At 72.1% G+C, this 20,392-nt stretch carries 22 protein-coding genes and 2 pseudogenes; 12 read left to right on the forward strand and 12 right to left on the reverse strand.

The genetic code is table 11. From position 1 onward, the window contains the following. The first annotated feature begins 118 nt into the window (after positions 1-118). A complete protein-coding gene (locus AC1Z4A_RS27810; RefSeq protein ID WP_483682610.1) occupies positions 119-1,117 on the forward strand; it encodes a GlxA family transcriptional regulator in 999 nt (332 codons plus the stop codon). Between the two features lie 39 nt (positions 1,118-1,156). On the opposite strand, the gene AC1Z4A_RS27815 is transcribed toward AC1Z4A_RS27810, so the two are convergent. Beyond that, positions 1,157-1,939 (reverse strand): alpha/beta fold hydrolase, encoded by a 783-nt coding sequence (locus AC1Z4A_RS27815; RefSeq protein WP_483682611.1) that lies wholly within the window; start codon positions 1,937-1,939, stop codon positions 1,157-1,159. 170 nt (positions 1,940-2,109) lie between these two features. Between AC1Z4A_RS27815 and AC1Z4A_RS27820 the strand changes: the two genes are divergently transcribed. Continuing rightward, positions 2,110-3,069 (forward strand): AraC-like ligand-binding domain-containing protein, encoded by a 960-nt coding sequence (locus AC1Z4A_RS27820; protein WP_483682612.1) that lies wholly within the window; start codon positions 2,110-2,112, stop codon positions 3,067-3,069. A 111-nt stretch (positions 3,070-3,180) separates the two neighbouring features. Here AC1Z4A_RS27820 and AC1Z4A_RS27825 read toward each other — a convergent pair whose 3' ends face one another. Further along, positions 3,181-3,858: a phosphatase PAP2 family protein gene (locus AC1Z4A_RS27825; protein ID WP_483682613.1), complete on the reverse strand. Its 678-nt coding sequence runs from the start codon at positions 3,856-3,858 to the stop codon at positions 3,181-3,183. Between the two features lie 138 nt (positions 3,859-3,996). After that, a pseudogene (locus AC1Z4A_RS27830) lies at positions 3,997-4,221 on the reverse strand (arsenate reductase/protein-tyrosine-phosphatase family protein); the annotation flags it as partial. Here AC1Z4A_RS27830 and AC1Z4A_RS27835 point away from each other — a divergent pair. The 3 genes from AC1Z4A_RS27835 to AC1Z4A_RS27845 all read left to right on the forward strand — a co-directional run bounded on the left by AC1Z4A_RS27835 (position 4,169) and on the right by AC1Z4A_RS27845 (position 6,112). After that, a complete protein-coding gene (locus AC1Z4A_RS27835; protein WP_483683802.1) occupies positions 4,169-4,498 on the forward strand; it encodes a hypothetical protein in 330 nt (109 codons plus the stop codon). The pseudogene AC1Z4A_RS27830 and the gene AC1Z4A_RS27835 sit on opposite strands and share 53 nt — an antisense overlap. 176 nt (positions 4,499-4,674) lie before the next feature. Next, the gene (locus tag AC1Z4A_RS27840; RefSeq protein WP_483682614.1) at positions 4,675-5,247 is read left to right on the forward strand and encodes a papain-like cysteine protease family protein; all 573 of its coding nucleotides are present in this window, start codon (positions 4,675-4,677) and stop codon (positions 5,245-5,247) included. A gap of 10 nt (positions 5,248-5,257) precedes the next feature. Continuing rightward, positions 5,258-6,112 (forward strand): hypothetical protein, encoded by an 855-nt coding sequence (locus tag AC1Z4A_RS27845; protein ID WP_483682615.1) that lies wholly within the window; start codon positions 5,258-5,260, stop codon positions 6,110-6,112. Between the two features lie 93 nt (positions 6,113-6,205). On the opposite strand, the pseudogene AC1Z4A_RS27850 reads toward AC1Z4A_RS27845, so the two are convergent. Further along, a pseudogene (locus AC1Z4A_RS27850) lies at positions 6,206-6,475 on the reverse strand (ABC transporter ATP-binding protein); the annotation flags it as partial. A gap of 6 nt (positions 6,476-6,481) precedes the next feature. On the opposite strand from AC1Z4A_RS27850, the gene AC1Z4A_RS27855 reads away from it, so the two are divergent. Next, entirely contained in the window at positions 6,482-6,784 is a 303-nt protein-coding gene (locus AC1Z4A_RS27855) for an ABC transporter permease (RefSeq protein ID WP_483683753.1), read from the forward strand. Here AC1Z4A_RS27855 and AC1Z4A_RS27860 read toward each other — a convergent pair. From AC1Z4A_RS27860 to AC1Z4A_RS27870, 3 genes are all read right to left on the reverse strand, one after another. Then, positions 6,781-7,890 carry a baeRF2 domain-containing protein gene (locus AC1Z4A_RS27860; protein WP_483682616.1) on the reverse strand — a complete coding sequence of 370 codons (1,110 nt, stop codon included), beginning with the start codon at positions 7,888-7,890 and terminating at the stop codon, positions 6,781-6,783. The two genes, AC1Z4A_RS27855 and AC1Z4A_RS27860, sit on opposite strands and share 4 nt — an antisense overlap. Before the next feature lie 227 nt (positions 7,891-8,117). Further along, entirely contained in the window at positions 8,118-9,497 is a 1,380-nt protein-coding gene (hemG, locus tag AC1Z4A_RS27865; protein WP_483682617.1) for a protoporphyrinogen oxidase, read from the reverse strand. A gap of 110 nt (positions 9,498-9,607) precedes the next feature. Then, entirely contained in the window at positions 9,608-10,150 is a 543-nt protein-coding gene (locus tag AC1Z4A_RS27870) for a hypothetical protein (RefSeq protein ID WP_483682618.1), read from the reverse strand. A 495-nt stretch (positions 10,151-10,645) separates the two neighbouring features. Here AC1Z4A_RS27870 and AC1Z4A_RS27875 point away from each other — a divergent pair, with 495 nt between their 5' ends. The 5 genes from AC1Z4A_RS27875 (at position 10,646) to AC1Z4A_RS27895 (ending at position 14,395) form a co-directional block, all read left to right on the forward strand. Beyond that, positions 10,646-11,032 (forward strand): RNHCP domain-containing protein, encoded by a 387-nt coding sequence (locus AC1Z4A_RS27875; RefSeq protein ID WP_483683754.1) that lies wholly within the window; start codon positions 10,646-10,648, stop codon positions 11,030-11,032. Positions 11,033-11,055: 23 nt separating this feature from the next. Continuing rightward, positions 11,056-11,484 carry an RNHCP domain-containing protein gene (locus AC1Z4A_RS27880; RefSeq protein ID WP_483682619.1) on the forward strand — a complete coding sequence of 143 codons (429 nt, stop codon included), beginning with the start codon at positions 11,056-11,058 and terminating at the stop codon, positions 11,482-11,484. Between the two features lie 297 nt (positions 11,485-11,781). Further along, the gene (locus AC1Z4A_RS27885; RefSeq protein WP_483682620.1) at positions 11,782-12,090 is read left to right on the forward strand and encodes a hypothetical protein; all 309 of its coding nucleotides are present in this window, start codon (positions 11,782-11,784) and stop codon (positions 12,088-12,090) included. Between the two features lie 140 nt (positions 12,091-12,230). After that, entirely contained in the window at positions 12,231-13,283 is a 1,053-nt protein-coding gene (locus AC1Z4A_RS27890; protein WP_483682621.1) for an alpha-hydroxy acid oxidase, read from the forward strand. A gap of 152 nt (positions 13,284-13,435) precedes the next feature. After that, positions 13,436-14,395 (forward strand): carbohydrate kinase family protein, encoded by a 960-nt coding sequence (locus AC1Z4A_RS27895; RefSeq protein WP_483682622.1) that lies wholly within the window; start codon positions 13,436-13,438, stop codon positions 14,393-14,395. A gap of 37 nt (positions 14,396-14,432) precedes the next feature. Here the strand turns inward: AC1Z4A_RS27895 and AC1Z4A_RS27900 are convergent, their stop codons facing one another. The 4 genes from AC1Z4A_RS27900 to AC1Z4A_RS27915 all read right to left on the reverse strand — a co-directional run bounded on the left by AC1Z4A_RS27900 (position 14,433) and on the right by AC1Z4A_RS27915 (position 17,719). Further along, on the reverse strand, positions 14,433-14,738 hold the full coding sequence (locus AC1Z4A_RS27900) for a hypothetical protein (protein ID WP_483682623.1): 306 nt from the start codon (positions 14,736-14,738) through the stop codon (positions 14,433-14,435). Positions 14,739-14,838: 100 nt separating this feature from the next. Beyond that, positions 14,839-16,071 carry a cytochrome P450 gene (locus tag AC1Z4A_RS27905; RefSeq protein ID WP_483682624.1) on the reverse strand — a complete coding sequence of 411 codons (1,233 nt, stop codon included), beginning with the start codon at positions 16,069-16,071 and terminating at the stop codon, positions 14,839-14,841. A gap of 30 nt (positions 16,072-16,101) precedes the next feature. Next, positions 16,102-17,496 (reverse strand): NAD(P)/FAD-dependent oxidoreductase, encoded by a 1,395-nt coding sequence (locus AC1Z4A_RS27910; protein WP_483682625.1) that lies wholly within the window; start codon positions 17,494-17,496, stop codon positions 16,102-16,104. Continuing rightward, complete coding sequence (locus AC1Z4A_RS27915) at positions 17,486-17,719, reverse strand: ferredoxin (protein WP_483682626.1); 234 nt, start codon at positions 17,717-17,719, stop codon at positions 17,486-17,488. The genes AC1Z4A_RS27910 and AC1Z4A_RS27915 overlap by 11 nt, the downstream gene beginning before the upstream one ends. Positions 17,720-17,831: 112 nt before the next feature. Between AC1Z4A_RS27915 and AC1Z4A_RS27920 the strand changes: the two genes are divergently transcribed. Continuing rightward, positions 17,832-19,658 carry a glycoside hydrolase family 15 protein gene (locus AC1Z4A_RS27920; RefSeq protein ID WP_483682627.1) on the forward strand — a complete coding sequence of 609 codons (1,827 nt, stop codon included), beginning with the start codon at positions 17,832-17,834 and terminating at the stop codon, positions 19,656-19,658. Here the strand turns inward: AC1Z4A_RS27920 and AC1Z4A_RS27925 are convergent. After that, positions 19,609-20,328 carry a hypothetical protein gene (locus AC1Z4A_RS27925; protein WP_483682628.1) on the reverse strand — a complete coding sequence of 240 codons (720 nt, stop codon included), beginning with the start codon at positions 20,326-20,328 and terminating at the stop codon, positions 19,609-19,611. The two genes, AC1Z4A_RS27920 and AC1Z4A_RS27925, sit on opposite strands and share 50 nt — an antisense overlap. Between the last annotated feature and the right edge of the window lie 64 nt (positions 20,329-20,392).

The following is a 20,392-nucleotide window of genomic DNA, read 5'->3' on the forward strand; positions in this document are numbered from 1 at the left end:
CATGGCGAGTTGTGACGCCGCGATGCCGGGTGGCGGAATCCCGGCCCGGGAAAGACGTTAGGTTCACGGTCGATCTGCCACGAGCGGCGGAAACGACGTTTCCAGTACCGTTTGCGCCATGCGAATAGTGATGGCGGCAGCCGACGGCATCTTCGACTCGGGACTTTCGGCGATCATGGACGTGCTCGGCGCGGCGAACTCGCTGAGCGCGCGGGACGGTGGCGCGCCACCGTTCTCGCTGACCGTGGCCGGTGCGGGGCCGCAGGTCCGTACCGGGAACGGGCTGAGCCTGGCGACCGTTCCGGTCGGGGAACTTGCGCACGGGACGGATCTGTTGCTGATGCCGGCGGTGGGCTTCCAGGCCCCCGATCGGGTGGTCGCAGCGGTCCGCGAGCCCGCCAACGCGTGGCTGCTCGACCTCGCCGTCACCTCCGCCGCCTCCGGAACCCCGCTGGCCGCCGCGTGCAGCGGAGCGTTCTTCCTGGCCGAGTCGGGGACCCTCGAACGGCGGCGCGCGACGACGAGTTGGTGGCTGGGCCCCGCTTTCCGTGCGCGGTACCCCGGTGTTGTGGTGGAGGATTCGCGCACGCTGATCCAGGACGGCCCGGTCACCACCGCGGGTGCGGCCTTCGCCCATATCGACCTGGCGCTGTGGGTGGTGCGGCGGCACAGCCCTGCCCTCGCCGACCTCGTCGCCCGGTACCTGCTGATCGGCGACCGGCCCTCACAGGCCGCTTTCGCGCTCCCGACGCAGCTGGCCCAGGCGGACCCGCTGTTGGCCGCCTTCGAGCGGTGGGCCCGGACGCACCTGGCCGATCCGCCCCCGCTGGCCGAGGCCGCCCGCGCGCTCGGCGTGAGCCAGCGCACCCTGCAGCGCACCGCGCAGACGGTCCTCGGCAGATCACCTGTGGAGTTCATCCAGGACATCCGACTGGACGAGGCGACCTTCCTGCTGCGCACCACCACGCTCAGCGCCGAGGCGATCGCCGGCCGGGTCGGTTACCGCAACGTCAGTACCCTGCGGGAACTCGTGCGGCGGCGACGCGGTTCGTCCCTCGAGGCGCTGCGCCACGGCGGTGGTGCCGATGCCGCAGCGCGGTCCACGCCATCGTCCTAGGCGGGTGGTGGCGTCATGGTGCGGTTCCTCCAGTACGGCTCAGGCGTGGTGGTGAAGGAAGGCGGTCAATGTGCCGTTGACCTGGTCGGGGTGGGTCAGGTTCGGGGTGTGTCCCGCGCCCGGCACCACGATCAGGTCCACGGCCCCGGGCAGGCGGTCGCGGAGCATCTGCCCCAGCGGCAGCGGGACCGGCTGGTCGGCCTCGCCGTGCACGATCAGGGCCGGCTGAGTGATCTCCCCGAGGCGGTCGGAGACGTCGTCGGCGCTCATCAGCACGGCCACCGCGTCAGCCAGCCGGTCCTGAGGCTCCTTGCGCCACGCACGCAGCCAGTCCTGGTGGATCTCGGGTTTGCCGAGCAGCATGTCGAGAAGAAGCGGGGCCACCGCATCCGGGCCGCCGGCTCGGAAGCCTTCGCTGATACCGCTCATCTGGGCCAGGGTCTCCTGTGGCCAGGCCACTGCCGTGGTGTCGATCAGGGCCAGGGCCTTGACCCGTTCAGGCGCGCGCAGAGCGGCGCGAAGCGACAGGAATCCGCCCTGGGAGTGGCCGACCAGTGTTGCCCGCTCGATGCAGAGGTGGTCGAGCAGGCCCAGAAGGTCGGCGGCGGAGTCCCAGTAGGTGTGGGAAGCGCCATCGTCCTTGGTCCGGCCGTGCAGGCGCTCGTCCCACACCACACAACGGAACTCGCCGCACAATTCCTCGACTTGGGGCGCCCACATCCGGTGGTTCATGAGGTTGCCGTGGCTGAAGACGACCACCGGCTTGTCGCCTCCGGTGTCCTTGAAGTACAGCTGCTGACCATTGACTGACGCGAAAGGCATTCGCCGGCTCCTGTCGGGGTGGCTCGTTGAACGCCTCCACGGTGCCCGGTGCGGGCGTGGCCGGCTTGTCCTCAGGCGCACGCCCGTTTGTCGGTACGCGCACGGGAATCCGCCGTCGGCCCGCTGCGTTGCCCAGCCGTATGCGGCGGACAGAAACGAACGGGTGAGCCATGACCGTCCTCTTGCGGACGCAAGACCACGCACCGGCGGAGCGGCGCGCCTTCTGGCAGGAGGTCGTGTGCGACGGCTTCGTGCCCGTCCACGTCACACCGCTTCAGGACGAGCCGTTCCGCGGAGAGATCGCGGCCGGCCGCCTCGGTGCTGTCCAGGTCGCCGAGGTGTCGGCCGATCCGAGCCGCGTCGACCGGACGCCCCGGCTGATCGCCCGCTCAGGTGCCGAGTACCTGCTGGTGGGCCTGGTGCGGCGCGGCAGCGCGGTGGTCCGCCAGGACGGCCGCGAAACAGTGCTGGGTCCTGGGGACATCGCCTGCTACGACACCAGTCGGCCCTACACGCTCGTGTGCCGTGCGGACTTCTCGATGCTGGAGTTCATGCTTCCGCACCGCCTGGCCCACCTGGACAGCAGCCGGACCGGCGAGGTGACGGCAACCCGTTTTTCCGCGACCGAAGGGGTCGGGGCCCTGGTCGCTCCGTTTCTCACCCGCCTGGCCGGGCACTCCCGCGACTACGCGGACAGCGCGGAAAGCCTCTCCCGGACCACCGGTGACCTGCTCGCCACCATGTTTGCCGAGCGTAGGCGGCCACGCCCGGGCGACGGCCCGAAAGCGGTCCGTCGCACCATGCTCCTGCGCGTCCGCGCCTACATCGACCAGAACCTGGCCGACCCGGATCTGTCGCCGGAGCAGATCGCGAAGGCGCACCACGTGTCACTGCGCTACCTGCAAAAGCTCTTCGCCGAGGAGCAGACGTCGATCACCGCCTGGATCAGGCAGCGTCGGCTGGAGGGCTGCCGACGCGACCTGGCCGGCCCGTACGCGGCCCACCGCACGGTGGCGTCGACAGCAGCCCGGTGGGGGTTCATGGACCCGGCTCACTTCAGTCGCGTCTTCAAGGCGGCCCACGGCCTGAGCCCCAGCGACTACCGGGCCGCCCGCCGCGACAGACACTGAGCACCTGAGCTGGTCGAGACCGTCCACGATCTCCAAGAGCGCCTTGCTTCATTGGAGCGCACCGTGGCCCGCTATCCCTGGGCGGGCGTGGAGGCGTTCCTCGAGGGCTCGCTACCGGCTGCGGTGACCCGCATGACGGCCCCGGCCGCCGGCCGCGGCCTCCAGAGTGTCCAAGCGGCCTCGCACGGGCGGCAGCTCCACCAGGGCGCACGCCAGCACGGCGGCGACAACGGCACTGAGCGCGCCGCCGATCACGTCGGGCACATAGTGGACGCCCAAGTAGACGCGGGCAAAGGCCACCACCGTCGTGAAAGCCAGGCCGGCCAGCGCCACCAGGGCCCGCACCCGGCCGCGCACCAGCAACACCAGGGCCAGCGCGAGGGCCGCGGCGACCGTGGTGTGGCCGCTGGGGAAGCTCTGCGCGTTGTCCGGCGGGATCACCCACAACCGGGTCGGCGGCCGGTGCTCGGACACCGAAACCTTCACCACGAAGGCGACGGCCAGTGCACCGCCCATCGCCAGCAGCGTCCGCACCGCATCCCGCCGACGACGCAGCAGCCACAGCACCGCCGGGATCAGCAACGCGAGGGCCACCCCCACCGTGGACGAGGCCGCGTGCGTGGCCGCCTTGGCCAACACGGTCAGCGCCCCGTCCCGCCAGGTCGCCACCTCCTCGTTCACCGAAATGTCCGCACGGGTCACCGCCGAGGTCTTCGCCGCAAAACCCATCCCCATCAGCACGATCAGGAGCACCAGGCCACCGACGAGCTTGTTCCTGTACGAGGTCACACCATGCCCTTTCACCGGCACGCGGCAGCCTCCGCCGCACACCGCAATCGGGACACGATATCGGAGGCAGATATGTCACCTGCCTCAGCCGACCAGCAGACCTGCGGCCATGGGAAGGGATCCTGCTGGGAACACCCGTCATGCGCCGGCCTCGATGCCGAGCTCGGTGAGCAGGCCGCGGACGCGGCGCTCGATCTCGTCGCGGATCGGGCGGACGGCATCCACGCCCTGGCCGGCGGGGTCGGCGAGCTTCCAGTCGAGGTACTGCTTGCCGGGGAAGACGGGGCAGGCGTCGCCGCAGCCCATGGTGATGACGACGTCGGACGCCTGGACAGCGTCGGTGGTCAGCAGCCTCGGCGTCTTTTCCGTCGGTATCGACCTGGGACTGCCGTCGGGCGTGCTGGCGCAGCTGGCGATCGCGGATGCGCCGGGCAACGCCCACATTCTCGGGACCCTGCTGGCCCAGGCCCGCCTGGTCAAGCGCTTCCAGGTGATCAATGGCCGCAAGCCGGAGCTGCTGGCCAGGGCCCTCGCCGGCGAACACGTGGGCACGATCGTGTGCAAGGACGCGGAGTCCTGGCTACGAGACCGACCCATCCTTCGGTCGACGCCTCGGCAGTACCGGGGAAAACATCGGTGATGTCGTGCAACTGGCGCTCTCCGAAGGGGTGTTCATAGGACTATGCCGCCATCCGGGTAAATTCCTGCAAGATCTGTATATGCCAGACAGATGTTGCGGTGTCATACCACTGTCCATCGCGGATGACCGGATGATCCGGACACCCGGTTGTTGCCCCGTCAAGGGAAGGCAGGACCATGGGCAGACTCCAGTTCGCGACGATCGCATCGGCCCTGACGCTGGCTGTTTCCGGGGCCCTCACGGCGGCCGCCGGAACGGCGCAGGCGGATGCCGCCTACGACGACATCACCATGTACAAGCAGGAGAAGACTCAGTGGTGTTGGGACGCCTCCGGGCTGACCATCGCCAAGTACCAGGGCTACGGCTCCACGCAGACCGACTTCTGCAACCGGGCCGCCAACCACGACCCGTACCTGAGCTGCGACAACCAGCCCGCCACCCTCCAGGACATGGCCTACGCCTGGGGCGACCTGGGCATGAGCCACACCGGTACGGGCCTGTCCCGCGCGGCGTCCTTCAGCGAGGTGCGCACGGACGTCGACGCCGCCCGGCCCCTCGGGGCGCGCATCGGCTGGAACTCCGGCGGCGGCCACATGAACGTGATCTACGGCTACGACACGTCGAACAACACCATCGGTGTGGGCGACCCGTGGCCGGACACCAACACGTACACGTGGTGGAACTACAACGACTACGTGAGCAACAGCTCGTTCAAGTGGACCCACTCCCGCATCGGCATCTCCCCGTAAGGCAGGCACCATGCGAGACCAGAGAATGTCCATGACGCGCCGGAACTCCCGGCCCTCCCACCTGGCCGTCGCCCTGGCCCTCGGCGCATCCACGCTGCTGCCGGCGGCCGGCACGGCCCTCGCGGCCAAGGCCCCGGCCGACCTGCCGAACCTCCAGGCCGCCCTCGACACCCTGAAGTCGACCGCCACCCGCGAGGCGATCTGCCGCTTCCTGAGCGCGCCGGTTCCCGACGGCTCGAAGAAGGGCCCGGTGACGATCCCCGCCAAGACCGACCCGTGCGAGGGCCTGCCCTCGTTCACCATCAAGGACCCCGTGGCGCTGAACGAGATCACACCGGAGTTCGCCGCCGGGACGGCACAGCCCATCCCCACCGCGGCGATCAAGCTCGGTTACGCGGTGGCCGGGGTGAGCGTCACCGGCGGGCGCACCGCCACCGTCCTGCTCGCCCCGACCGGCACGACCGGCTGGCACCTGGCCGCCGTCCGCGAGAGCGACGCCGACGCCGGCTTCGCGGGCAAGGCCGACGCGACGACGACGGTGTTCTCCGAGCCGCAGATCCACGCCTACTACCAGCTCAAGCTGACCACCGTCGAACCGCTCAACGACGCGGCGCGGCAGGGCCTCGGCGGTCAGTCCTCGGCGTCCCTCGCGGACTACCAGAAGCTGGTCAAGGCCCGCTACGCCGACAAGCAGCCGGGCTCGGACTACGACACGAAGGGATACTCCAGCGGCTACCGGACAGGCACCGGAAAGGGGGCGTCGCAGCCCTTGGTGCCGCTGCTCGTGGGCGGGTCGGGCACCGCGCTGGCCCTGGCCGGCGGAGCCGTCCTGATCCGCCGCCGCAGGCGGGTACGGGCCGGTTGACCCGCTGCCCGCACCTTCGCCCCCGGGACCCGGCCCCCACCCCGTCCCGGGGGCGAAGCCACGGCCGCCGGCGGCCGCGCAGTTCGCCGGTCCCGATCGGCTCCGGCAGCCGGCTGGGTGCCGGGGGGGGAAGGCGACGAACACCTCACCGGTCAGCGCCTCCGCGACGCTGATCCGGCCGCCGGCGGCCAGCCGCACCTCGTGTCCGGCTGCCTGCCCCCGGTACAGGTTCAGCCCGACCAGCCGGGCCACGTACTCGGTGCGGGGCCGGCGGGCGATCTCCAGGGGGCCGCCCTCCTGCACCTGCTGCCCCTGCTCGATCACGATGAGCCTGTCGGCCGGCACCATGGCATCATGGGGATCGGTCAGATGCTCGCCCTGCCGCTGTTCTTCGCCTCCAACGCGATCTACCCGATCACGGTCATGCCCGGTTGGCTGTGTGTCCTGGCCCACGTCAACCCGCTCAGCTACCAGACCGACGCCCTGCGCTCGCTGATGCTCGCCCAGGGCCGCTCCGCCTTCGGCCTGGGCATCGACATCGGGGTGTTGCTGGGCGTGCTGGTGGTGCTCGTCGCGGCCACGGCCCGCCTCTATCCCCGGGTGACCCGCTGGCTGCCCCCGCTGACTGCCCCGCTTCGGCAGGTCGTCAGGGAAGGCCAGGCGGCGCGCTAGTAGCGCAGCAGCACCCCTGCCCCGTCCCGGAGGGACAGCATGTCGTGCGGGACCACCAGCAGCTCCGCGCCCGTGCCGACCGTGGACCACAGCAGTGCGTCCTCCACCGGTTCCTCATGGACGGCGGGCGCCCGGAAGGCCTGGAGTTCTTCGGGCGACAGGGCGATGTGCGCCGGCTCCGTGCCGACCCAGGTGCGGGCGGAGAGCCGCGGCGGGTCGTTGACGATCAGGGCGGCGGCCTGGCCCCGCTGGAGCGCGGTGACGACGGCGTCCATGCCGTCGGACGCCTCGGGCTGCCGCGCGCGCTGGGTCTGGTAACGGTTCAGCAGCCGGTGGTCCGCCTCGCTCAGCCGCCCGGCGAGCAGGCCGCCCAGCTCCTGCTCCAGCAGGGCCCGGCCCGTGCCGTCCCACACCGGCACCGCCTCCGGCACGGCCCCGCTCCGGGTGGTCACCAGGTGCTTGCGCACGCGCGCGGGCAACTGGTTGACCAGGACTCCCCGCACCCACCCGTCGTCCGCGCCGGACCGCACCACGATGATCTCCGCCTCGCCGTCGGCGGCCAGTTTCTCCAGCTCGCCCGCGATGCGCGGCGCCTGCCGCTGCCAGTCCGCGGCCGCGAAACAGTGGGCCTCCGTGGGGCCGGGGACGACCCGGCTCATCGGCCACCGCCCGCTCTCCACCTCCACGAGCACTTGTTCCTCCGGCCTGCCCGCCTCCTCCGGCCCGAGCCGCTCCAGCGCGACCGCCGCATACGGAATGTCCGGCGCGTGCTGCACCGCCAGGGGAAGCGCGTACGGCAGCGGGCCGAAGCGGGCCGCATCGCGCGGCGGGGGCTCCGGCAGCTCCTCCAGCAGCACCAGCCGGCCCCGCGCCGCGAACAGCGCCTGCCCGTGGCGTCCTGCCACCTCCCGGTCGGTGCCGACTGCCTCTTCGAGTGCGCCGACGGTCTCCTCGTCCGCTCCGGCCTCGGCGAGGTCGTCGCTCAGATGCCGCCACCGCAGGGCGACGGCCCGGTCCGGATCGTCGATGTCCCGCGAGGTGTCGAGGTAGACACTGGCCCAGGGGCCCGGCTGCTCGTACAGCCGGTCCAGGAACGACAGCTTCACAGCCTCACCTTCCGTCCACGGGTCAGCCGTGTCGTCCACGCCCATCCATACTGAACGGTGGGCGCGAAACCCCGCAATCCGGGCCCTGACCGCCGGGAGGACGGTTCGCCCCGGCCGGGCTGCTGCTGCGGTGTGCCCGTCACCAGGAGGTGCTCTCACCGGCACGGGTCGGGTGCGGCCGACCGGGGGATTCCGTGCTCCCGGGCCGGGCAGCGCATGGGACACCCCTACGGCGTGCCGAGCACCCGCCGGGCCGCATCGCGTCCACCGGCAATGCAAGCGGTCACGCCCACGCCTTCGTATGCCGCTCCGCACAGTTCCAGTCCGGGAAGGCCGGCCACGGCGCCACGGATCCGGCGCACGCGGTCCGGGTGGCCGACGGCGTACTGCGGAAGGCCGCGGGCCCAGCGCGAGACGCGGAAGTCGACCGGGCGGCCCAACGGGGCCGCGAACCCGCCCAGTTCCGCGAGACAGACGGCGGCCAGTTCGCCGTCCTCCCGGCCGAGGAGGGACTCCTCGCCGATCCGGCCGACGGAGGCCCGCAGAACGAAGGTGTCCGGGGCGGCGTTGCCGAGCCACCCCCACTTGTTGGACATGTAGGTGACCGCCTTCACGGCCTTGCCCTCGACCGGTGGGACGAGGAAGCCGTTGCCTTCGGGCACGGCCGGCATCCTCGAGCGGTCGAAGGCCAGTGTCACCAGAGCCATGCTCGCGTATTCGATCGCGCTCAACTCGCGGGCGGCGACAGGAGAGTGGGGACGCAGCAGCGGCGCCGCGGCGTAGGCGGGAACGGCCAGCACGACGGAGTCGGCCTCCAGCGTCCGCGGTGCGGAACCGGAGACGAGCACGCGCCAGCCGGTGGCAGTGCGGTGCAGCTCGCGGACCCGGGTGCCGGTGAGGACCCGTGCGCCGCAGGTGTTGGCGAGAGCGCGCGGGAGGCGTCCCAGGCCGCCGCGCAGGCTCTGCATCGCAGCCCCGGGTGCCCCGGTGGGGGCCGCGACGGCGGCCTTGCCGGGCCGCAGAGCCGCGAGCAACGAGCCGCCCTGCCCGGCGATCTCCGCCAGCCGCGGCAATGCGGCACGCAGCGAGAGCCGGTCCGCGCGCCCCGCGTAGACCCCGCCGAGCAGCGGCTCGACCAGCCGGTCCACCACTTCCTGTCCGAGCCGTGCCGCGAGGTAGCGGCCCACGGCGACATCGTCCTCGACGGGAGGCGCGGGGATCTCCTCTTCCCGGGCGAGCCGGGCCAGGCCCTCGGGTGACAGGAGGCCGGTGCCCTCCAGGGCGGCCGGGTCGGTGGGCACGCCCATGATGTGGCCCGGCGGCAGGGTGCGCAGTGCGCCACGCGTCCACACCGCGGTGGGGGCCTGCGCGGGCGCTTCCAGATCGCCGCCGAGGCCGATGGCCTTGGCCAGCTCCACCGCCTCCGGGCGCAGCGTCAGCATCGCCTCCGCGCCTTCGTCGACCGCGGTCCCGGCGACGCTGCCGGTACGCAGTGTCCCGCCCGGCTGCGGCCAGGCCTCCAGGACGGTGACCTCGGCCTCGGGCGCGAGGTACCAGGCGGCTGCCAGCCCGCTGATGCCTCCGCCGATGACGATGACTGAACGCATGAATGGCCTCCTGGCCGAGTGGTGCCGAAGAATGCCCGCATCCCCGCCGGGGCGGGACGCCGAGGGCGTCACCGGAAACCCGTTGCCTCCCGGAGCGGTCTCCGGGAAATCTACGTCCGCGACGGCCGGGGAGCCGGGGCCGTACGGTCCTGCACCACGGGGCCGTGGGTCCCTGGTTCGCTTGCCCGGGCGGCGCCGTCGGGCCAGACGATCTCCACCGGGATGCCGCGGGCACGGGCGAAGGCCACCAAGTGCGCGGTGGCGTCCTGACCGTTGGACGGTGACCCGTCCCAGACCGCCAGGATCCGGCGGCACGAGGCGACGAGTTTCTCGTCCGCGGTCACCAGCGCGTGGCGGTCGGCCGGTGCGCACTCCAGCAGCCGTACATGCTCGGCAAGGAGCAGCAGCTCTCCGGCCGCGGCCCGTTCGTTCCCGGACAGGGGAGCGGGCATGCCTGCCTGTGTGGGCAACGCCACGACCAGCCGCCCGCCGGCCTCTTTCACCGCCCGTCCGAACGCGACGGGCAGCCCGGCGCCGACGCGCACCACCGCCCGGGGTTCTTCCGGAAGCCCCGCAAACCGGAGGGACAGTTCGGCTTCGAGCAGCTTCACCGTGTCCGGGGTCAGGTCCGCATGACCCACACCCGCGATCACCACCGGGCTCCACAGGCCGCCATCGTGTTCTCCTTCTCACCGCCGTCACCCGGAGTCCTGGACGGCTGCCGCCGAGCAGAGGCGGCAGCCGCAGGACACGAGTGAACACGGCCGCGTCCTTCCCGGGACAGAGGCCGAACGGCCCTGGTCGGAAAATCATTGGCATGCGTTCCGGTGATCTCGTTACGGTGGTGGAAGACCGAAGATTGCGGATCGCTGACCGGGCCCGTGTGCCCTAGGAAGAGTGTTTGATGCCCCGGACCGCGCCGAGCGCGCCTCGCCGCACCGCGTAACCGTCCGTCCATTTCTTACGCCGCCGCCGTACCCGCGCGGCGACCGGACGTGAGTTCCGGTGCCCTGTACCGCCGACGCTGCACCATGCCCATCTCGTAGGGCGCTGCGTGCGCGCGGCCTCCATGCCGAGGACCGCTCGGCCGGATCTTGCTGTCATCGCAGACTTTTCAGCAAGGAGTACTCCGGGTGTCCAGCACCAGCATCAACACCAGCACCAACCATGCTCAGCAGAGCAACCCGAACAACACCCTGAAGATCGACACCTTCGCCTGCGCGTGGTGCGGTCTGACCGTGTCCGCCGTCGCCGCCGACGGCGCGCGGCGCAACCACTGCCCGTCGTGCCTGCACTCCCGGCACGTGACCGACCACGTCGAGGGCGGTCCGAGCCGGTGCCACGGCCGGATGTCCCCGATCGCCATCGCCGTGCTGCGCACCGGTGACTGGATGGTCATCCACCGCTGCGTGCGCTGCGACGAGCTGACCTCCAACCCCGTGTGCACGGACGACAACCAGCTCATCCTGATGCGCATGGCCGTCCGCCCGCTCGCACAGCCGCCGTTCCCGCTCGAAGCACTCGGCAGCCTGTGACCGGTGGAAGGAGGTACACCGTCATGCCACGACGCAAACAACCACGCGGCCGGGACCGGGCGGCACGGCGTCCGCAGCGGCACAAGGACGTCCTGCACGGGAACGGCGGCCACCGCGCCCATGACTTCCGGTGCGTCGGCTGCCGCCTCGACGTGTCCCTGGACGCGCCGGGCACCGCACACCGCAACCACTGCCCGAACTGCCTGGCCAGCCTGCACGTCGACCGCCGCATACCCGGCGACCGCGACTCCGACTGCCGGGGTCGGATGGAGGCGCTGTGCATGTTCACGCGGTCGGACGGTGAGTGGATGATCGTCCACCAGTGCCTGACCTGCGGTGAACTCAGCGCGAACCGCATCGCAGGCGACGACAACCCGCTCGCCCTGGTACGCCTGGTGCTCAGACCGCTCCAGGACACCACCATGGCCAGCCGGACCATGCTCGCCCTGTAAGGAGGCAATGGGCGCCGCCCGCGGCGGTGCCCTCCTGGCCCATCGGCTGTTGCCGCCTTCCCGTCCCATGAGGTGTACAGATGCCTCATCATCTCTCCGTGACCGGAAGAGAGTTCGAGTGGGACGGCGAACTTTCCGCACCTCAGGGGGAGTTCGTCGCGTGCCTGCGCGGCTTCGCAGGGCGCGCGGGGGAGGCGGCGCAGCCGGCCGAGGAGGCCGTCGCGGCGCTGCCCGAAGGACATCCGCGGGAAACGCAGGTCCTGCTGCTGTTGCAGATGCAGCTCAACGGTGCGGTTCTTGTCCGTCTGGCTGCTCTGGCGCTCCGGCTGGTGGCTGCTCCTGGTGGCCGCGCTCCTCGCCGCCTCCCGGATCGCCTACTCGGCCGCTGTGCACGCCGCGATCGTCTATGGGGAGTCCGTGGCCGCCGCCTTCGATCTCCATCGCTTCGACCTGCTCACCGCCCTCCACCTGCCCCTGACCGCCGACCTGGACGAGGGACGCGCCGCCAACCAGGCCCTCAGCACCCTCTGGTGCCAGGGCGACAGGCAGGGCCACCCCTTCCGCTACGAGCACCCGGACGAACCGCCGCCCGCACAGCCGCTCTGAGCCGGGTGCCGCCCTCCGCCCGGTACGGTCGCCCGTACCGGACGGGCATGGATCAATGACATCAGTCAACTGATCATAGAATGAAGCCAAGTTGCCGGGAAGACATTGTTTTACTGCCAAAGAAATGGTGGTTTCGGCCTATGCGAACAGATCGTGTACGCGCGGCGGAGCGTGAGCGCGCCGCCCGGCAGATGCTCCCGCCCGGTGCCTACGACTTCTACGCCGCCGGCTCGGGCGAGGAGACGAGCGCGGAGGAGGCGGCCGGCGCCTGGCGGGCGTACCGCCTCCTGCCGCGGATACTGCGCGACGTGTCGCACGTCGACACCGCCGTGGAACTGCTGGGCGCCGCCCTCGCCTCGCCCGTGCTCGCCGCCCCCAGCGCCTTTCACCTGATGGCCCACCCGGAGGGCGAGGTGGCCACGGCCCAGGGCGTGGCCAAGGCGGGCTCCCTCATGGTCGTCTCGTCGCGCGGCACCCGCCGGATCGAGGACGTGGCCGCCGCGGCCGGCCCGGCGCCGTGGTGGTACCAGGTGTACGTGCTGCGGGACCGCGACCACACCGTGCGGCAGGTCGAGCGTGCCGTCGCCGCCGGGGCGCAGGCGCTCGTGCTCACCGTGGACGCCCCCTACGTGGCCGTCAAGCCGCGGGTGCGGCTGCCGCTGCCCCTGCCGGCCGACGACGAACTCGTCCGGAGCGTGGGCCTGGACGGTCGCACCGGCGACCGGGAGCAGGACCCCTCCCTCGGCCCCGACGCCATCGCCTGGCTGCACCGCGTCTCCGGCCTCCCCGTGCTCGTCAAGGGGGTGCTGCGCGCCGACGACGCCCGTGCCTGCGTGGCCGCCGGTGCCGCGGGCGTGGTCGTCTCCAACCACGGCGGGCGGCAGCTCGACCGCGCGCTGCCCACCGCCCACGCGCTGCCCGCCGTCGTGGATGCCGTGGGCGACACGGTGCCGGTGCTCGTGGACGGGGGCGTCCGCACGGGCACGGACGTGCTGACCGCCCTGGCCCTGGGCGCCCGGGGCGTCCTGGTGGGGCGCCCGGTGCTGTGGGCCCTGGCCGCCGGAGGGGCCGACGGCGTACGGGAGTTGTTCGACGGTTACCGCGCGGAGCTGGCCGAGGCCATGGCCCTCGCCGGCGCACCCGCCGTGGCGGACCTCGACCGGGGGCTGGTGGCACCGCAGCACATGCGGTAGCGGGGCTGACCGCCCCGCGGCATTTCCGGGCGCCGCCCGGGGCCTGTACACCTGTATGTGCCGGTCCGCGCGGCTCCCGGAGCCGCGCGGACCGGCCTCGAACCGCCGTCGGGCCCCACCTGCCCGGCCCACCGTCCGAAAGGTCCCACTCCATGATCATCGTCGCCGGGGAAGCCCTCATCGATCTCGTTCCCGCGGGGCCCCTGGAACACGACGGGCCCGTCGGCGACGACCTTCCCGCCCTGCTGCCCAAGCGCGGCGGCGGCCCCTACAACACCGCCGTCGCCCTGGCCCGCCTCGGCACCCCCACCGCGTTCTGCTCCCGCCTGTCCACCGACCACTTCGGCCGGGCCCTGCTGAGCGCCCTGACGGCGGACGGCGTGGACTCCTCCCTGGTCCAGCGCGGCCCCGAACCCACCACCCTGGCCGTGGCACACATCGGCGACGGCGGCTCGGCCGAGTACTCCTTCCACGTCGACGGCACGGCGGACCGCCTGTTCACCGGCCCGGACACCCTGCCCGAAGCGGCCCGCGCCGTCTCCTTCGGCACCTGCTCCCTGGTCCTGGAGCCCGGGGCGAGCGCGTACGAGGAGCTGATGCGCCGCGCATCCGCCCGCGGCCTGTTCACGGCCCTCGATCCGAACGTCCGCCCCGGTCTCATCTCCGACGCGGACGCCTACCGGGCCCGCTTCCGCTCGTGGCTCCCGCACGTCACCCTCCTCAAGCTCTCGGAGGAGGACGCGGCCTGGCTCGCGGGCCCGGGAGGCGACCCGATGAGCGCCGTCCGGGAGTGGCTGGCCGCGGGCCCGTACGCCGTCGTGCTCACCCGCGGCGGCGCGGGGCTGACGGTCCTCACCCGCGACGGCCGTGAACTGTCCGTTCCCGGCGAGCGGGTGACGGTCGTGGACACCATCGGCGCGGGCGACACCGTCAATGCCGCGCTGCTGCACCGGCTCGACAGCCACGGCGCCCTCACTGCGTCCCCCGCCCTCGATGCCGACCAGTGGCACGACATCCTGGCCTTCGCGGCCCGCGCGGCCGCGGTCACCTGCTCCCGCGCCGGCGCCCGGCCTCCGTACGCTGCCGAACTCGCCATGTCCCCTGCGGGCTGACCTCGTCGGACAATGCGCGCCCGGGGAACCTGACTTGTCAGAAGTGAGGAAGGTCCCCCGCGTGCGTGCGTTCGTCTCGCCGTGGATCGTTCAGCTCGTACCACTCCTCATCCTCCCGGCGGCTGTGCCTCTTGCCGGCACCGGCGAGGCCCAGGAGTCCGAAGACCGGCAGAAGGACGATTGCGGCCGTGGCGACGACGAACGCCACCAGGCCGACGACCAGGGCGATGAGGAACTGGCCGAAGAAGTAGCCGGCCACACCGGCAACTGTGAGGGCAATGAGCTTCCCGTACCAGGGAAGCCTCTTGAAACGGGCTATGGCCCAGCGAGCGCACTTACGCATGGGGCAACGCTCCTCCCCGGCAGGAACGCTGTCCACCTGCTCCGAAGGCGCATCGGAAGACTCAAGAGCGCCCTTGAAGGCCCATGCGCCCCTCAGGGGTTCATGCCTCCAGTCCCTCGAAGGCGACGGCCAGGTGCCGGGGGCCGCGCAGGGCCGGGTTCCGGCGGTAGGGGGGCGGGTCCTCCACCAGGGTGGGTTTCTTCAGCCGGCGGGCGAGGGCGGTCAGCGCGAACTGGGTCTCCAGGCGGGCCAGCGGGGCCCCGAAGCAGCTGTGGATGCCGCTGCCGAAGCCGAGGTGCTGGTTGTCCTGGCGCTCCGGGCGGAAACACTCGGGATCCGTGAAGCGGCGCGCGTCGCGGTTGCCCGCGCCCAGGGCGAGCAGGACCGTCGCCCCTTGGGGGATCGTGGTGCCGGCGATGTCGACGTCGGCCAGCGTGATGCGCGGGGGCATCAGGTGCACGGGCGGCTCGTAGCGCAGGAGTTCCTCGACCAGCGGGACGGCCAGGGCGGGGTCCTTGGCCAGGCGGTCGAGGACGTCGGGGTGGCGGAGCAGGGTGAGCATCCCGTTGGTGATGAGGTTGACGGTGGTCTCGTGGCCGGCGACGAGCAGCAGGACGGCGGTACTGATCAGCTCGATGGGGTTCATCCGCCCGTCCGGGCCCCGGTCGTTGGCCATGCCGGAGAGCATGTCGTCGGCGGGGGTGCGCCGCCGCTCCTCGATGAGCCCGCCCAGATAGCGGCCCAGGTCGGCCCGGGCCTGCTGGCTCTCCCGCATTCTGGCCTCGCGGTCGTCGCCCGTGCCGGGGTCGAGGGCGCCGACGATGGCGTCGGCCCAGCCGTGGAAGCGGGCCTCGTCCTCGCGGGGCACGCCGAGCAGCCGGCAGATCACCGTGACCGGGAAGGGGTACGAGAAGTCCTCGACGAGGTCGATGCGGTCCTTGCCCTCGAACCCTTCGACGAGCGCGGCGACGGTCGCGTTGAGCTCGCCCTGCATGTCGTACACCCGGGTCGGGGAGTTCGGCGGGCCGAAGTGGCGCATGGCCAGGTGGCGCAGCCGGTCGTGTTCGGGCGGGTCGAGCCGGAGCATGGAGGGCGGGAGATTGGTGTCCTCCTCCGGCGGCAGGTCCTCGGTTCCGCGGGAGACGAGTCTGCGGGCGTCCGAGCTGAGCCGCGGGTCGTGGAGCAGACTGCTGATCTCGTAGTAGCCGCCGACCAGATACGTGCCGTCGTCCTGCCGGGCCACCGGCGTCCTGCGGAGTTCGGCGTAGAGCGGGTAGGGGTCGGCGCGGTTGGCGTAGTCGGTGATCTGCTGGAGCAAGGTGCCCGGTGCCATGGAACGCTCTCCTGCGGTGGTGGCGCGGTGTCAGCCGCGGGCGGGGGTGAACCGGACGAGGCGCCGGGTGGGGTCGTGGCCGCTGAGGGTGACGGTGGGCCCGTGGCTGGGGAGCGAGGGGTCCGGGAAGTCCGCGGAGACCGGGCGCAGCCCTTCCGGGCGCCGGTCGACGTTGTCGAACTCGGGCGGGAACGGCGCGCATTCCTCGATCCGTTCCCGGTAGAAGTCGAGCCACTTGGCGTTGTCGAAGGTGACGGCGGCGATGGTGCGGCCCTGGTAGCCGTAGACGCCGGTGAAGCGGCCCTCGGCGAGCGAGCCCTGGGTGATGACGATCTCCTCTCCCATGGGCGGGACGCCGACGGATTTGATGTTGACGCCGAACTGGGAGGACCAGAAGCACGGGACCCACAGGTGGGCCCGGCGGTCCGGGGTGGCGCTGATCATGTTGTGGGCGGCGGTCTCGGCCTGGGCGACCGCGTTTCCCCAGTGCTCGAGGGAGAGGAACTGATAGCCGAAGAGCGGGTGCGGGGTACGGGCAACGTCCCCGGCGGCGAAGACGTCGTCGGTGACGATGCCCTGGACGTCGAAGGCGCGGCACCCGGCGTCGCAGGCCACGCCCCGGGGGCCGGCGGCCAGCCCCGACCCGTCCAGCCACCGGGTGTTGCGGGTCGCCCCGAGGGCGACGACGGCGACGTCGATGTCGAGCGAGGTGCCGTCGGACAGGTGGGCGCGCCGCAGCCGGCCGACCGAGTCGCCCTCCAGCGAGGTGACGGTGATGCCGCAGCGCAGGTCCACGCCGTGGGCCCGCTGCAGGTCCGCGGCCACCGCGCCGACCACCCCGCCCAGCGCGCCCACCAGGGGTGAGGGCCCGCGTTCGGCGACGGTGACGTCCAGGCCGCGTTCCCGGCAGGCGGAGGCGATCTCGGAGCCGGTGAAGCCGGCGCCGACGACCAGGACCCGGCGGGGCCCGGCCGCCAGCCGCCGTTCGAGCCGGGCCGCGTCGTCGCCGGTGCGCAGCGTGAAGACGCCGTCCAGGGCGGCCTCGGCCTCGTTGAACCAGGGACGGGCGCGGACGCCCGTGGTGATCAGGAGGCGGTCGTAGCCGACCTCCTCGCCGTCCGCCAGGCGTACCGTCCTGGCGGCCAGGTCCAGCCCCGTGGCCGCCGTGCCGAGCCGCCATTCGGCCTCGAAGGGCAGGCGCCGGGGCAGGTCGGTGGCGTCGGGGCGCACGCGGCCGAGCAGGACCTGTTTGGACAGCGGGGGCCGGTCGTAGGGCTCGCGGGGCTCGTCCCCGATGATCGTCAGCGATCCGGTGAAGCCTTCCGCGCGCAGCGTCTCGGCGGCCCGCAGGCCCGCCAGGGAGGCTCCGACGACGACGATGCGCCCCTCGCGCCGGAGTGTCTGCAGGGCCCCGTCAACGGTCATGGGAACCGCTCCGTCCGGCAGCGGCGGGGGCCTCGTCCGTCTCGACGAGGATCGCCTGGACGGGGCAGGCAGCGGCGGCCCTCAGCACGTGCTCGCGCTGGGCCTCGTCGCACACGGGCGCGTACATCAGCGCCTCCTCGCCGTGCAGGGCGAACACGTCCGGTGCCAGGAAGGCGCATTGCGCATAGCCCTGGCACCGGTTGAGGTCGACGACAAGTTTCATCGCGGATGCGGCCCTTCGTCGCTGTCGCGCTCGACTCCAATTGAGGGGTATGTTCCATTTACTCCACAGATGTTCATCGCCTGCACGTGGAACGCCACCCAAAGGGACGTCGATGCCTGCCCACGATCCTCCGGCGATCCGTGACTACGCCTTCCTCAGCGACTGCCACTCGCTCGTCCTCGTCGGCCCGGACGCCTCCGTCGAATGGGCCTGCTTCCACCGCTTCGACGCCCGCTCGGTCTTCGCCCGGCTGCTGGACCGCGAGGTCGGCGGGTACTTCCGCATCGCCCCGGTCGGTCCCCATGAGACGACCCGCCGGTACCTGCCCGGCACCAACATCCTGGAGACGACGTTCCGTACGGCCACGGGGACCGTCACGGTGACCGACTGCCTGCCCGTGCACGAGGACCCGGAGCAGCCTGGACGCCCGCTGCGCCGGCCGCCCGGGCATCTGCTGCTGCGCCGCGTCCGCGGCGAGGCGGGCGAGGTGCCCGTGGAACTGACCTTCGCGCCCCGCTTCGACTACGGCCTGACCACCCCCTTCCTGGAACCCGCCGCCGAGGACCTGCTCGTGGCGAGCGGCGGTGCCGACACCCTGCTGCTGCAGAGCGACCTGCTGCCCCTGCACCCGCACGCGGACGGCACCTGCACCGCCCTGGCGACGGTCGGCGAGGGCGAGGAACGGTACGTCGCGCTCACGCACGGCGAGGCCGGCCGTGTGCAGGTGCGCCGGCTCCCCGGCGCCGAACTGCGCGGCCGTCTGGCGGAGACGGTCGCGTTCTGGGAGCGCTGGGCGGCACGCTGCACCTACCGGGGCCCGTACCGGGATGCGGTGGTGCGCAGCGCGCTCGTCCTCAAAGGCCTCGTCTACGACCGCACCGGCGCCATCGCCGCGGCCGCCACCACCTCGCTGCCGGAGGCGCCGGGCGGGGTGCGCAACTGGGACTACCGCTACTGCTGGCTGCGGGACTCCGCCGCGATGCTCTCGACGCTGGGCGGCATCGGATACGCGGACGAGGCCCGGCGCTTCGGCGAGTGGCTGCTGCGCACCACCGCCGGGCGCGCCGAGGAGCTGCAGATCATGTACGGCATCGGCGGAGAACGGCTGCTGCCCGAGTTCCGGCTGGACCACCTGCGGGGCTACCGCGACTCCCGGCCGGTGCGGGTCGGCAACGGCGCCTGGGACCAGTTCCAGCTGGACGTCTACGGCGAGATCGTGGCCGCCGCCTGGCACCTGGCGAGCCGGTACGGTCCGCCCGGGCCCCGGGGGCTGGCCTTCCTGCGCCAGGTCGTCGACCTGGCGGCCCGGCGCTGGGAGGAGCCCGACGAGGGCATCTGGGAGGTGCGGGGCGGCAGCAGGCACTTCGTCTTCTCCAAGCTCATGGCCTGGACGGCCCTCGACTGCGGGGTCCGGCTGCTGGACCGGTTCGGCGACGGCGTCGGGAGCGCGCACGACCGGGAGCGGTGGGCCCGGATCCGCGACGAGATCCGGGCGCGGATCGAAACCCGCGGGGTGGACCCGCGCACCGGCGCCTTCATGCAGGCATTCGACTCACCCGCCCTCGACGCCGCCACGCTGCAGCTGGGGCTGCGCGGGTTCCTGCCCTTCGACGACCCGCGGATGCGCGCCACGGTCGACCTGATCGACACCGAACTCACCCGCGGGGGCCACTGCTACCGCTACCGCACCTACGACGGACTGCCCGGCGGCGAGGGTGCCTTCGTCTTCTGCACGCTCTGGCTGGTCAACGCCCTGGCCCGCACGGGCCGTACGGCCGAGGCCGAGGAACGGCTGGCCCTCGTCCTCGGCTGCGCCGGCGACCTCGGGCTGCTGGCCGAGGAGATCGATCCCGGCACCGGTGACCAACTCGGGAACTTTCCCCAGGGCTTCAGCCATCTGGGTCTGATCGCCGCGGCGCTGACTCTGCAGGGCCCGTAGCACCCCCGCCGCGTGTGCGCAGAGCGTCCAGCAGGACATGGCTGCTGGTCGCCAGCATCCAGACCGGGAAGACGAGTTCGAGGTGCGCGGTGCTGCTGACGGAGAACAGCAGCACCAGCGCGACCAGGTAGCCGAGCCAGGCCAGCCAGCGCGGGAAGATGCCCAGGCGCTGTCCGATCGTCGTGGTCGACAGGACGAACACCGCGGCCATCCGCGTCGAGTAACCGGATAACAGCGTGAGGACGAGGTGGCGACCGTACTGCCAGAGGTCGTCCCGGCCCGCCGAGGGGGGCGCCGAGGTGCCGGTCACGGCCAGCAGGCTCCCCGCCGTCGCCGCGAGGACGAACAGCATCGCCACGAACAGCAGCCCGCTGCCCAGGAACAGCGTGGCGAAGAACCGGTCCTCCGCCGGGCCGACATAGTCCCGGAGAGTACCCATGAACCACAGGAAGAAGACCCCGGCGAACGGCAGCAGGGCCAGCGCCGTGCTCAGGCCGTCGTGCCGGGAGGTGGGGCCGAACCAGTCGGCGGCGTCCTGCGGATGCTCGGGCATGGCCAGGCGCACCAGCACGACGGCGGCGCCCAGCAGCAGGGCGGAGACGATGCCCGCCACCGCCGCGACGCGCGGTGTCCGCAACCCCTGCCGCGCCCTCCTGCCGGCGGTCCGCATGACGTTCTCCTCCGGCTCCTCCGGCACGCGCTCCCGTGCCGGTTCTCCTCACCGTGCAGTCCCC

This window comes from Streptomyces sp. 17_S59, from assembly GCF_056930295.1.